Here is an 11946-nt window from a genome sequence, read left to right as displayed (position 1 = left end):
GCTTCGACATCGAAGCAACTAGACTGGAGGCATGTCGGACGCGCTGGAACCTGAGCAGCTCAACACTTACTTCGCGCTCATGGAGGCCGTCAGCTTGCTGCAGCACGCCGTCACGCAGCAGCTGCAGGCTGATGGTGGCATCAGCTACGTCCAGTTCGAGCTTCTGGCCCGGCTCGCCGACTCCGCGGGTCAGGCGACGATGACGGAGCTGGCCGACGGCGTCGTCTACAGCCGCAGCGGTCTGACCCATCAGGCGGGCCTGCTCGAGAAGGCAGGCCTCGTCACCCGTGGCCCGAGTGCGGAAGACCAGCGCGCCACCGTCGTCACCATTACCGAAAAAGGCCGGGCCCTGGTTGCGAAGGTGCTGCCCGGGCACGTCGAGGTCGCGCGCCGGCTGCTGTTCGACCCGCTGTCCGCTCGGGATCTGGACGCGCTGGGCGACATCATGACCCGCGTCCGCGACCACATGCGCGCCGAACCGCCCCGGTCGGTCACTACCCGTAGACGTCCCGAGCAGACGTCGGCGAGAGGTGAACAACGGGACGGGTCCCGGTGAGTGTCCGCTGGCCGCTGTGGCTGCGCCGGTGGACAAGGTGCCGATGGGGCCGGCTGTATGACCGTCAGCTCGGTGGGACGCACAACTATGCCGCCGATCAGGGCTTCGCGGAGCATTAGCCGCCTGCCATCGTTGCCGTCACGTCCTGGAAGGTGTGCAGACCTTCTCGCTCTGGAATCCGCCCCACTGTCGGACCGGCCTTGGTCAAGCGCGTCATTGTTGCTGCGTTCTCCAGCGCCGGATTCCACGCTTGGTTCGGTGATGGCGGTGCGTGGAACTCTCGGGTCCTAGGGTTCGGGGGCCCAGCACCGCGCGTTCTGTCCTCGCCCTTTGGGTTTTCCCGGGTAGTGCCTGCCGGGCTGTGGGCGAACTTCACGACGTCGGCAGCAGTGGCGCCTTCTGTGGGTTCTAACGATGACGCGGCCCTCGGCGAATGTGCTTTGCAAACATAAATACAGTTGGCACTTTTGGGGATGATCCCACTGCCTGATGTGGAAAGGTAAGTCAAGACTTATGTTCGGCGGTTTTGCCGGTATGGTGGAGATCGCCGACCGAGACACGTATTCGCTCCGGTCGTGCATTCGATGGAATGACGAAACGAGAACGATCCATGGTGCGGAACATTGATGAATGTGCGCTTCAGTTCCTGCGGTATCTGGAGGCCTGCGACTTCGCCCGCGTGCGAGCGATGTGTACGGACAGGGCTACCGTGTGGCATAACGACGGTGCCGGACAGCTGACTATCGACGCGAAACTAAATCAACTCGCCCCACTTGTCGCCGACGTCGATTCATTGCGGTATAGTGTCATTCGCCGGTTTCGGAATTCCGACGAGGTGCTCCATCAGCAGGTACTCCACTTGGCCATGTCCGACGGGTCCCGCAGTGAGATCAACGCGGCGATGTACTTCCGGTTCGAGGATGGTCTTATCGACCGGATCGAGGAGTACGTCTACCCGATGCCGGCGAGCGAGGTACCATGATTTCGCGTTTGTTCTCGGTGAATGGCCTCGGCAAGGCAGTGGGGCAGGAGGCTGAAGGATGACCGGCTCTCGGACCGGCCCGGTCGAGGGTGAGGTTTCCGTGCCGGGTGGCAAGATCTGGTATCGCAGGTCGGGGAGCGGTGGTGTGCCGCTGCTCCTTGTTCACGGGGGCCCTGGCTATCCGAGCGATCTACTGTTCGAGGCTTTCGAGCCACTTGCCCGGGAACGTGAAGTCGTTTGGTACGACCAACTCGGTGTCGGGCGTTCTGATCCGATCGACGATACGTCGTTGCTCACAGTGGATCGCTTTCTCGACGAACTCGGCGCGGTCATCGAGGGTCTCGGTCTCCAGCGACCTCACGTCTATGGTCACTCCTGGGGTGCCATGCTCGGCCTGCAGTATGCCGCGGAACGGGCGCCCGAGTGGACGAGTTTGGTCTGCGCCAATGGGTTGGCCAGCGTTCCCAGGTTCGTGCAAGAGGTGCGCGAGTTGCTCGCACGACTGCCGGGCGAGGTCTTGGACCGCACGTATGGTCGTGAACTCAGGGGGGAGACGGATGACCCCGATTACCAGGTCGCCCTAGGCGAATACATGCGCGCGATGGTCGTGCGCACCTCGTCGGTAAGCCTCGACCCGGGGCGCATGAGTATGCTGACGTTCAGGACGATGATCGGCCACGCCGATTATCACGTTACGGGAACACTCAACGACTGGGACATCTTCGGTGACCTCGACCGGATCCGAGTTCCCACGCTGGTCCTCGGCGGAGAATTCGACGAGTGCGTTCCCTCGCATCTCGCGGATATCGCCAGTCGAATCCCGGACTCCGAACACATCACGCAATCCGGCGCCGCCCACATAGGCTATCTCGAGGAGGAGCCACTCCGTCACGAATACGTCTCGATCATTCGCGACTACATGACGCGAATCGAAGCGCGTTCGTAATCCTCACTGTCGTCAGCCTGGGTGGCTCCAACGGCCTGGTCGTGACTGCGCGACCGAACCGCAGTCACCTGTTACTGGTGAGCGGCCTGTCGGGCAGCGTGCCTCGCAACTCGGTGAGGCCGGCTAGTAGCTGGGAGACGATCTTGTCGAGTCCGGAGTCCGTGGTGGCGGGCCCGCGCTCCTCCAGACCACCGCGACAGCCAGCAGGGGCTGGCTGGCCAGGATTGTCGGTCATGTGGGGGCAGCCTTCCTGTTTGGTCATGACTGGTCAGGACCAACCCGCCTGCGCGGGGACGACTCGGTGCGCTGCAAGCCGCGCGGGTCCCAACCGGGACCAACCCCGCTCGCGCGGGGGCGACCTCCCTGTCAGCGTCACGCGGACGTTCGATGCCAGGGATTCGAACTCACACGGCGCCATCGCGTGCTTGATCCGGTTGTTCGCAGCCGTGTGCACCTGCGATGCCGTCCCCAGGTCCTGAAATAGAAGAAACCTTCACTCGGTAGAGTTGAGTGAAGGTTCTCGCAACTGGTGAGATCTCACCTAAAGCGGTGTCCGAGGGGGGACTTGAACCCCCACGTCCGTTAAGGACACTAGCACCTCAAGCTAGCGCGTCTGCCATTCCGCCACTCGGACTTGCTGATGTGAGAAGAGTATACGTCGCCTTGGAGGCCTCAATCAGGGGGGTCCGTATCGTCACGCAGACCTACATTGAGACGATGATCGGTTACCCTCTGACAACCTCCGCGCCCCCTGGAGGCCACATATCCCCAGGTCAAAAGCGCAAAGTGCGAAGCGTGACGGCAGGTTGCAGAAAGTAGCGGGCGATAGGGAATCAAACCCATGTACCGGACGCTTACAACGGCGTGAAGAAGATTGGTTTCCTGTCCTTCGGCCACTGGTCGCCGAGCGCGCACTCCGAGGCGCGGTCCGCCGCCGACTTCCTGCACCAGTCGATCGACCTGGCCGTCGCGGCCGAGGAGCTCGGCGTGGACGGCGCGTACTTCCGGGTGCATCACTTCGCGCGGCAGGCGGGCAGCCCGTTCCCGTTGCTTTCGGCGATCGGGGCCCGGACGTCGAAGATCGAGATCGGCACCGGCGTGATCGACATGCGCTACGAGAACCCGATGTACATGGCCGAGGAGGCGGGCGCCGCCGACCTCATCTCGAGGGGCAGGCTTCAGCTCGGGGTCAGCCGGGGATCCCCGGAGCAGGTGATCGACGGCTGGCGGTACTTCGGTTACGGGCCGGAGGAGGGGCAGACCGTCGCGGACATGGCCCGGCAGCGCACCGAGGTTTTCCTCAAGCTGCTCGAGGGCGAGGGGTTCGCGCAGCCGAATCCGCGGCCGATGTTCGCCAACCCGCCGGGGCTGTTGCGGCTGGAGCCGTACTCCGAGGGGCTGCGCGAGCGGATCTGGTGGGGGTCCAGCTCGAACGCGACCGCGGTGTGGGCGGCGGAGCAGGGCATGAACCTGCAGAGTTCCACGCTCAAGGACGACGAGACGGGCGAGCCGCTGCACGTTCAGCAGCGCAAGCAGATCGAGGCCTACCGCGAAGCCTGGAAGGAGGCCGGCCACCAGCGCGAGCCGCGGGTGTCGGTCAGCCGCAGCATCTTCGCGTTGACCAACGACCTGGACCGCGCCTATTTCGGTCGTGACCGGAACTCTCGGGACCAGGTCGGCATGATCGACGAGACGACCAGGGCGATCTTCGGGCGGTCGTACGCCGCCGAGCCGGACGAGCTGGTGCGGGCGCTCAAGGAGGACGAGGCGATCGAGGCCGCGGACACCCTGTTGCTGACCATCCCGAACCAGCTCGGCGTCGACTACAACGCGCACGTGCTGGAGAGCATCCTCACGCACGTGGCCCCGGAGCTCGGCTGGCGCTGAGAATGCGCGGTTCGGCGGTGGGTAGGGGCGGTCCCGCTCGTTAGGATCGGGGCATCCCCGGCCATCGGAGGGTCCCGTGAGACTGCCCCGATCCCTGTCCTGCCTGGTCCTGGCGTTCGGCCTGGCGCTCCCGGCGACCGCGCACGCGAGCGCTCAAGCCCCGCTCGGCGGCGGGAGTGTGCTGCAGAGCAGTGCCGCGACGCGGTGCACGGCCGGGTTCGCCGCAGTCTCGGGCAAGACCGGCTACCTGATCGCGAGTTCCGCCTGCGGCAGACCCGGTGACACCATCCGCAGCGCGGGCCGGGTGGTCGGGGTGGTCGTCGGCACTCAAACCCCGCCGACCGGCGTGATCGTCATCCGCGTGACCAATACGACCGACTGGCGGCTGGTGGGCTCGATCCCTCCCGTCGACAGCCGGGTGACGATCACCGGGTCGGTCGAGGCTCCGGTCGGCTCGTCGGTGTGCCGGTACGGCGCGACCACCGGCTGGCACTGCGGGATCATCCAGGCGAAGAACGTGTCGATCACCTTCCCCGAAGGAACGCTGACCGGCTTGACCCGCACCTCCGTCTGCGCCGAGCCGGGTGACCACGGCGGGCCGTTCGTCAGCGGGACGCAGGCGCAGGGAGTGCTGGTCGGCGGCAGCGGGAACTGCTCCAGCGGCGGCACGACCTACTTCTACCCGGTCAACCGCGTCCTGTCGGCTTACGGGCTGACGATCCTCACCGGCACCTAGAACGGCAGGACCCTCGGATACGGGGGAGGGGAGTGCCGGGCGAACGCCGGGGTGGTCGTTACCCTGGCTTCCCCGACGGCGTCGAAGATCGTCTGGTGTTCCGGCGCGAGCTTGCCGGCCTCGGAGTTCAGCGCGGCGGGCGCGTCCGACTGCCAGTGCCCGGCGTCCAGCCGCCGCTCCAGCGTGCGCAGGGCGGTGATCTCCTCGGACGCGGTGAACACACAGTGTCCGGCGCGGTTCACGAACAGCTGACGGAGATCGCCTCCCGGCCCGACTCGTTCGGCGTAGGCGCGTTCGTGCGCTGCCGGCGCGGTGCCGTCCGCGACGGTGTGCATGGTCAGCACCGGGACCGGCGTGCGTCCCAGCGGCAGCCCGAACCGCGCAAGGTAGCCGACCGCGGCCGGATCGGGCGCGACTCGCGGCGCCTTGGCCAACCTGTCGAGGTCGGCGTCGAGGTCGAGGCCAGCCTCCGCGTAAGCCCGTTCCACGAGCGGCCGCTCGCCGGCCTTCGCGAGGATCCGCCGGTAGTCGACGCCCACGTTCCAGCTCGGGTTTCCGCCCGCGCGCTGTTCCAGCGCGACCCTGTCCACGCCGAAAGCGCTGACGCGGTAGAAGCGATCCCATACGCCCTGCCAGAAAACCTGATCGGCGACCGCCCGCGGCCGGGGCCGGGTGGCGTCGAACCAACCCGGGATTTCGGCCAGCGCGTTCGCCAGCGCGAGCCGGGCCTGGCCTTGCGGGTTCGCGGTCGCGGCCCGCACCACGTCGGTGAACCGGCCCGCGTTCGCCGCGGGATCGGCGATCCGCACCAGGTCCAGCCGCGCGTCGAGCAGCGTGTTCAGCGCGTACCCGAGATCGAGACCGGAGTTCCAGTGCGCGGCCCCGCCGGCGAGGTTGCCGCAGAAGGTCATCAAACCGGCGAACCGCCGCGGGTTCCGTTCGGCGAGCAGGGTCGCGGTGATCGCTCCGATCGATTCGCCCGTCGCGATGGTCCGCCGCGGCTTGCCGACCGTGCGGGAAAACCAGTCGTGCAACCGGATCTGGTCGGTCAGCGCCTCCTCGATCGACCAGCCGCGCACGGTCCGGTACTGGGACGCGGCCAGCGCGTAGCCCTGCTCCAGCAGATACGACTCCGTGGTGGGCTGTGAGGTCAGCGCGATCCGCTCCGGCTCCGGATACGCCAGGGAGTACATCCCGTGACTCCACAGCATGAGCGTGCCGTTCCAGTTTTCCGGGACCAGCACCAGATAGCGTGCGCCTTCGAGCTCGCCCTCGTACCTGGTGACCGGCTCTGCGGCCGCGGCGCGGGGAACCAGCAGCCCCAGAAAGATCGTGAACAGGGCCAGGAAAACGAGACCACGTCGGACCATGACGACCACCCCCGGGCCTCATCATTCGCCGCCCGGGGGTGCGGTGTCGAGGTCCGCTCGGCCTAACTGAAGATGACCGAGCGGAGGAGAAGTCTGTCCGAACCGCGGCCGCCGTTGGGGCGGAGCGAGAAGTAGGAATCGCTCGCGCAATCGTCGTCCAGGAACACCACCGCGGTCGAGTCGGTGTCGTTGCGCGGACGGAACGCGTCGACGTCCCAGTCGGCTATTTCGGGGATCTCGATGCATTCGCCGCTTGGCGGGTCCACCAGGACGCCGATCTGGAGCTCTTCGTCTTCGTCGTAGTAGCGGTAGGTGAATTCGCCCTCGGCCGCGGAAGCCACCGCGGGGATCGTGAAGCACAGGGCGACGGCACTGGCGACGGCGAGGAAAGCGGTACGTGTACGCATGGTTCGACGTTAGGACGGTGATCAACATCTCCGGTAGGTCTCACGGCCGGATCCACTCTTGGAGGTGGACCGAAGTCTGGTCGGTGATCGATAGTGAGCGGCATGTACACCGGCAACCCCGACGTCCCCGACGACGTTTTCGCGGACGTCCTCGCCCAGATCGACGACTTCGTCCGCACCCGCGTGATGCCTCGCGAGCTGGAGATCATGAGCACGGACGCCATCCCGGCCGATCTGCGGGCGCAGGCCGCGGAGATGGGGTTGTTCGGGTACGCGATCCCCCAGGAGTGGGGCGGGCTCGGCCTCGATCTGGTGCAGGACGTCGAGGTGGCGATGACGCTGGGTTACACGTCGTTGGCGTTGCGGTCGATGTTCGGGACGAACAACGGGATCGCCGGGCAGGTACTGGTCGGGTTCGGCACGGACGAACAGCGGGCGCGGTGGCTGCCGGGTATCGCGTCGGGTGAGATCGTCGCGTCGTTCGCGCTCACCGAGCCGGGTGCCGGATCCAACCCGGCCGGTCTGCGGACCAGCGCGAAGCCGGACGGCGACGGCTGGGTGATCGACGGCGGCAAGCAGTTCATCACCAACGCCACCGAGGCCGGGCTGTTCGTGGTTTTCGCGCGCATCGACACCGGCATCGCGGTGTTCCTGGTGCCCGCGGACGCGCCTGGCATCACGGTCGGGGCGAAGGACGCCAAGATGGGGCAGGAGGGTTCGCGTACCGCGGACGTGACGTTCTCGCAGGTCCGCGTCGGGCCGGAGGCGCTGGTCGGCGGAGACGGGGAGGTCGGGTACAAGGCGGCGATGACGTCGCTGGCGCGCGGCCGGATCCACATGGCGGGTCTCGCGGTCGGGACGGCGCAACGCGCGCTCGACGAGTCGGTCGCCTACGCCGCCACCGCGACCCAGGGCGGCACGCCGATCGGGGATTTCCAGCTGGTGCAGGCGATGCTCGCGGATCAGCAGACCGGTGTGCTCGCCGGCCGGGCGCTCGCCCGTGAGGCCGCTCGGGCTTACGTGACGGGGGAGGACCGGCGGATCGCGCCGTCGGCGGCGAAGCTGTTCTGCACCGAAATGGCGGGCAAGGCCGCCGACCTCGCGGTACAGGTGCACGGCGGCAGTGGCTACATGCGCGAGGTCGCGGTCGAACGCATCTACCGCGACGTCCGGTTGATGCGGCTGTACGAGGGCACCAGTGAGATCCAGCGGCTGATCATCGGCGGTGGCCTGGTGCGGGCCGAGAAGAAGAAAGCATGACCCGGCCACTCGAAGGGGTCACGGTCGTCGCCATCGAGCAGGCCGTCGCCGCTCCGCTGGCCACCCGCAACCTCGCCGACCTCGGCGCGCGCGTGATCAAGGTCGAACGCGTCGACGGCGGGGATTTCGCGCGCGCCTACGACCACGCCGTGCACGGAAGCGGCGCGCATTTCGTGTGGCTCAACCGGGGCAAGGAGTCGCTCGCCGTCGACCTCAAGACCGCCGAAGGCCGTGACGTCGTCTGGCGGCTGGTCGCGAAGGCCGACGTGTTCGTGCAGAACCTCGCCCCGGGCGCGGCGGAGCGGCTCGGTTTCGGTGACCTGCGCGCGGCTCACCCGGAGCTGGTCGTGGTGAACCTGTCCGGTTTCGGCTCGGGCGGGCCGATGGAGCAGCGCAAGGCCTACGACATGCTGATCCAGGCCGAAGCCGGGCTCATCGCGATCACCGGCACGCCGGAAGCTCCGGCGAAGACCGGGATTCCGACCGCCGACATCGCCTCGGGCATGTACTGCGCGCAGGCGGTGCTGGCGGCGTTGCTGCGCCGCTGGCGCACCGGCGAGGGCGCGACGATCGAGGTCTCCATGCTGGAGGCCACCGTCGAATGGATGGGCTACGCCCTCAACACCCGGATGTACGCCGGGACCGAGCCGGAGCGGATGGGGCTGAGCCACAGTTCGATCGCGCCGTACGACGCCTTTCCCACGCGCGACGGCCAGATGCTGATCGGCGTCCAGAACGACACCGGCTGGCGCACCCTCGTCACCGACGTCCTCGACGCGCCCGAACTCGCCGACGATCCGCGCTTCACCACGAACGTGCGTCGCGTGGCCCACCGCGCGGAATGCGACGAGGCCGTCGCGGCCCGGACCTCCCTGTGGTCCAACGGCGAACTCGACGAACGGCTCGCCGCGGCCGGGGTTCCCGCCGCCCAGCTCAAGGACGTCGGCCAGGTCGCCGATCATCCCCAGTTGCGGGCCCGCGATCGCTGGCGCAAGGTCGGCACCGAATCCGCCCGGATCGACGCCTTGCTGCCGCCGGTGACCTTCGACGATTTCGAGGCGTGCATGGGCGACGTCCCGGCGCTGGGTGAACACACGCGAGCGTTGCTCGTCGAGTCCGGAGTGGACGCCGACGATTACCTTCGCCGTGGCATCGCCCGCTGAATTCCGGGAGCGACTGGAGGAACTCCAGGTTTACGCTCGAGATCATGCGATTCGCCATCAAGACTTCGCCACAGGACACCGTCTGGTCCGACATGCTCGCCGTCTGGCAGGCCGCCGACGAGATCGAACTCTTCGAATCCGGCTGGACCTTCGATCACTTCTATCCCATTTTCTCGGATTCGACCGGTCCGTGCCTGGAAGGGTGGGTGACCCTCACCGCGCTCGCGCAGGCCACGAAACGGCTCCGGCTGGGCACGCTGGTCAGCGGGATCCACTACCGTCACCCCGCGCTTCTCGCGAACATGGCCGCGACACTGGACATCGTTTCCGGCGGACGGCTGGAGATCGGCGTCGGCGCGGGCTGGAACGAAGAGGAATCCGGCGCGTACGGCATGGAACTGGGCACCATCAAGGAACGCAGTGACCGGTTCGAGGAGGCATGCGAGGTGCTCGTCGGCCTGCTGACCCAGGAGACCACCACGTTCCAAGGCGAGCACTATCAGCTGACCGACGCCCGCTGTGAACCGAAGGGCGTGCAGAAGCCGCATCCGCCGATCTGCATCGGGGGCAGCGGTGAGAAGCGGACCCTGCGCACGGCCGCGAAGTACGCCCAGCACTGGAACTTCGTCGGCGGCACGCCGGAGGAGTTCGCGCACAAGCGCGAGGTGCTGCACCGGCACTGCGCGGACATCGGGCGTGATCCGAAGGAGATCACCTTGTCCTCGCACGTCCGCCTCGGCACGGACGGGGACTACGCCAAGGTCGCCGCGGACGCCGAAGCCCTCGGTGAAGCGGGCCTCGACCTGGCGATCATCTACCTGCCGCCGCCGCACACCCCCGCCGTGCTGGAGCCGCTGGCGAAGGTGCTCGAACCGCTGCGCTGAGGTCTCGAAGACCGGCCGGGGAGCGACCGCCCGTTGCGGAACCGGCCGGTCTCGCTATACGGTGACAGAACTAGAACAGGTTACAGTTCTGCACGGTGGGCGGACCGAGGAGCGGACATGGCGAACAGGGCTGCGCGCGGCGACGAGGCCGACTACGTGGTCGTCGGATCGGGCAGCTCGGGAGCCGCGATCGCGGGCAGGCTGGCGGAGTCCGGGGCCAGCGTGATCGTGCTGGAGGCGGGCAAGAGCGACGACAAGCTGCTCGTCAGGAAGCCGGGGCTGGTCGGCCCGATGCACGCGGTGCCCCAGCTCAAGAAACCGTTCGACTGGGGCTACTACTCGGTGCCGCAGAAACACGTTCTCGATCGCCGGATGCCGGTGCCGCGCGGCAAGGTGGTCGGCGGTTCCAGCTCCATCAACGGCATGGTCTACGTCCGCGGCAACCGCGCCAACTTCGACTCCTGGGCCGCCGAGGGCAACAAGGGCTGGGACGCCGACAGCGTCAACGCCGCGTACAAGCGGATGGAGGACTTCGAGGACGGCGAGACCGAGTTCCGCGGCGCGGGCGGGCCGATCCGGGTCACCCGCAACAAGACCCCGCAGGAGGGCACGCTCCAGTTCCTCCAGGCGACCGCCGACGCGATCGGCTGCGAGATCCTCGACGACTACAACGCCGGGTCGCAAGAGGGCGTCAGCCGGATGCAGCAGAACGCCGCCGACGGCCTGCGCTACAGCGCCTCGCGCGGCTACATCCACCACCTCGCGCCGGCCACGCTGGAGGTCCAGTCCGGGATGCTGGCGAAGAAGGTGGTCATCGAGAACGGCCGCGCGGTCGGCGTCGAGGTCGTCGACGCGAACGGGGGACAGCGAATCCTCCGCGCGGGCAAGGAGGTCATCCTCTCGGCGGGCTTCGTCGGGTCCGCGCATCTGCTGATGCTGTCCGGGATCGGCCACGCCGAGCACCTCAAGGAACACGGCATCGACGTCGTCGCGGACCTGCCGGTCGGCGACAACCTGCACGACCACATGTTCCACGCGCTGACCTTCCGCGCGTCGTCGAGCAAGAACCGGGGAACGCCGCCGTACTTCGCACGCGGCCTCGTCAGCGAACTGCTGCGGCCCGGGACGACGTTCCTGGCGAACTCGGTCTTCGAGGCGGTCGCCTTCCTCAAGACCTCACAGGCCACCGAGGTGCCCGACCTCCAGCTGCACCTCCTGCCGTGGGCGTACGTGACGCCCAACCAGGACGCGCCGATCCGCCACGACGTCGACAAACGGCCCGCGCTCACCGTGCTGACCACGCTGATCTACCCGAAGAGCCGCGGCACGCTGCGCCTCGCTTCGGCCGATCCCACGGCGGCGCCGCTCATCGACCCGCAGTACCTGTCCGACCCGGCCGATCTCGAACTGCTCGGCGAAGGCTCGGAGATGGTGCGCGAGATCTTCGCGTCGAGGGCCTTCAACGGCTCGATCAAGGAAGAGCTCCATCCGGGCGCGTCGCTGCGGGGCCAGGAGCTGCGCGACGCGATCCTGAACCGCGCGACGTCGGTCTACCACGGCGTCGGCACCTGCCGGATGGGCGTCGACGAGCTCGCGGTCGTCACGCCGGACCTCAAGGTTCGCGGGGTCGACGGCCTGCGGGTCTGCGACGCGTCGATCATGCCGTCGATCACCGGCGGCAACACCAACGCGCCCGCCATCATGATCGGCGAGATGGGCGCGCAGCTCGTCCTCTCGGACAACTGACGGAAAGAG

11 protein-coding genes and 1 tRNA gene are annotated in these 11946 nt (G+C 67.4%); 9 read left to right on the top strand and 3 right to left on the bottom strand.

The features are described from left to right. Nucleotides 1-31 precede the first annotated feature (31 nt). The 3 genes from ACXIZN_RS15465 (at nt 32) to ACXIZN_RS15455 (ending at nt 2484) form a co-directional block, all read left to right on the top strand. Nucleotides 32-556, top strand: coding sequence for a MarR family winged helix-turn-helix transcriptional regulator (locus ACXIZN_RS15465; protein WP_457955197.1), 525 nt, complete (start codon nt 32-34; stop codon nt 554-556). Between the two features lie 610 nt (nt 557-1166). Further along, a complete protein-coding gene (locus tag ACXIZN_RS15460) occupies nt 1167-1538 on the top strand; it encodes a nuclear transport factor 2 family protein (RefSeq protein ID WP_457955196.1) in 372 nt (123 codons plus the stop codon). A 58-nt stretch (nt 1539-1596) separates the two neighbouring features. Then, nucleotides 1597-2484: a proline iminopeptidase-family hydrolase gene (locus ACXIZN_RS15455; RefSeq protein WP_457955195.1), complete on the top strand. Its 888-nt coding sequence runs from the start codon at nt 1597-1599 to the stop codon at nt 2482-2484. Nucleotides 2485-3034: 550 nt separating this feature from the next. Here ACXIZN_RS15455 and ACXIZN_RS15450 read toward each other — a convergent pair. Beyond that, a tRNA-Leu gene (locus tag ACXIZN_RS15450) sits at nt 3035-3118 on the bottom strand. 230 nt (nt 3119-3348) lie between these two features. Here ACXIZN_RS15450 and ACXIZN_RS15445 point away from each other — a divergent pair. Further along, nucleotides 3349-4371, top strand: a complete 1023-nt coding sequence (locus ACXIZN_RS15445; RefSeq protein WP_457955194.1) for an LLM class flavin-dependent oxidoreductase — start codon at nt 3349-3351, stop codon at nt 4369-4371. 76 nt (nt 4372-4447) lie between these two features. Next, complete coding sequence (locus ACXIZN_RS15440) at nt 4448-5107, top strand: S1 family peptidase (protein ID WP_457955193.1); 660 nt, start codon at nt 4448-4450, stop codon at nt 5105-5107. Here the strand turns inward: ACXIZN_RS15440 and ACXIZN_RS15435 are convergent. Continuing rightward, nucleotides 5104-6477 carry an alpha/beta hydrolase family protein gene (locus ACXIZN_RS15435; RefSeq protein WP_457955192.1) on the bottom strand — a complete coding sequence of 458 codons (1374 nt, stop codon included), beginning with the start codon at nt 6475-6477 and terminating at the stop codon, nt 5104-5106. The two genes, ACXIZN_RS15440 and ACXIZN_RS15435, sit on opposite strands and share 4 nt — an antisense overlap. Nucleotides 6478-6539: 62 nt before the next feature. Beyond that, entirely contained in the window at nt 6540-6884 is a 345-nt protein-coding gene (locus tag ACXIZN_RS15430) for a hypothetical protein (protein WP_457955190.1), read from the bottom strand. Nucleotides 6885-6986: 102 nt separating this feature from the next. On the opposite strand from ACXIZN_RS15430, the gene ACXIZN_RS15425 reads away from it, so the two are divergent. The 4 genes from ACXIZN_RS15425 to ACXIZN_RS15410 all read left to right on the top strand — a co-directional run bounded on the left by ACXIZN_RS15425 (nt 6987) and on the right by ACXIZN_RS15410 (nt 11937). After that, nucleotides 6987-8144 (top strand): acyl-CoA dehydrogenase family protein, encoded by a 1158-nt coding sequence (locus tag ACXIZN_RS15425; RefSeq protein WP_457955189.1) that lies wholly within the window; start codon nt 6987-6989, stop codon nt 8142-8144. Continuing rightward, nucleotides 8141-9307, top strand: coding sequence for a CaiB/BaiF CoA transferase family protein (locus ACXIZN_RS15420; protein WP_457955187.1), 1167 nt, complete (start codon nt 8141-8143; stop codon nt 9305-9307). The genes ACXIZN_RS15425 and ACXIZN_RS15420 overlap by 4 nt, the downstream gene beginning before the upstream one ends. Before the next feature lie 44 nt (nt 9308-9351). Then, on the top strand, nt 9352-10191 hold the full coding sequence (locus ACXIZN_RS15415; protein ID WP_126731263.1) for an LLM class F420-dependent oxidoreductase: 840 nt from the start codon (nt 9352-9354) through the stop codon (nt 10189-10191). Between the two features lie 117 nt (nt 10192-10308). Beyond that, on the top strand, nt 10309-11937 hold the full coding sequence (locus ACXIZN_RS15410; RefSeq protein ID WP_457955186.1) for a GMC family oxidoreductase: 1629 nt from the start codon (nt 10309-10311) through the stop codon (nt 11935-11937). Nucleotides 11938-11946: the final 9 nt, after the last annotated feature.

It is taken from the genome of Amycolatopsis sp. TRM77291 (genome assembly GCF_054166285.1).
This window is presented reverse-complemented; position numbering and strand designations above follow the sequence as displayed.

Coding starts and splice junctions, on each gene's coding strand:
- ACXIZN_RS15465 (WP_457955197.1), top strand. CDS start 32: ATGTCGGACGCGCTGGAACCTGAGCAGCTCAACACTTACTTCGCGCTC.
- ACXIZN_RS15460 (WP_457955196.1), top strand. CDS start 1,167: ATGGTGCGGAACATTGATGAATGTGCGCTTCAGTTCCTGCGGTATCTG.
- ACXIZN_RS15455 (WP_457955195.1), top strand. CDS start 1,597: ATGACCGGCTCTCGGACCGGCCCGGTCGAGGGTGAGGTTTCCGTGCCG.
- ACXIZN_RS15435 (WP_457955192.1), bottom strand. CDS start 6,477: ATGGTCCGACGTGGTCTCGTTTTCCTGGCCCTGTTCACGATCTTTCTG.
- ACXIZN_RS15430 (WP_457955190.1), bottom strand. CDS start 6,884: ATGCGTACACGTACCGCTTTCCTCGCCGTCGCCAGTGCCGTCGCCCTG.
- ACXIZN_RS15425 (WP_457955189.1), top strand. CDS start 6,987: ATGTACACCGGCAACCCCGACGTCCCCGACGACGTTTTCGCGGACGTC.
- ACXIZN_RS15420 (WP_457955187.1), top strand. CDS start 8,141: ATGACCCGGCCACTCGAAGGGGTCACGGTCGTCGCCATCGAGCAGGCC.
- ACXIZN_RS15415 (WP_126731263.1), top strand. CDS start 9,352: ATGCGATTCGCCATCAAGACTTCGCCACAGGACACCGTCTGGTCCGAC.
- ACXIZN_RS15410 (WP_457955186.1), top strand. CDS start 10,309: ATGGCGAACAGGGCTGCGCGCGGCGACGAGGCCGACTACGTGGTCGTC.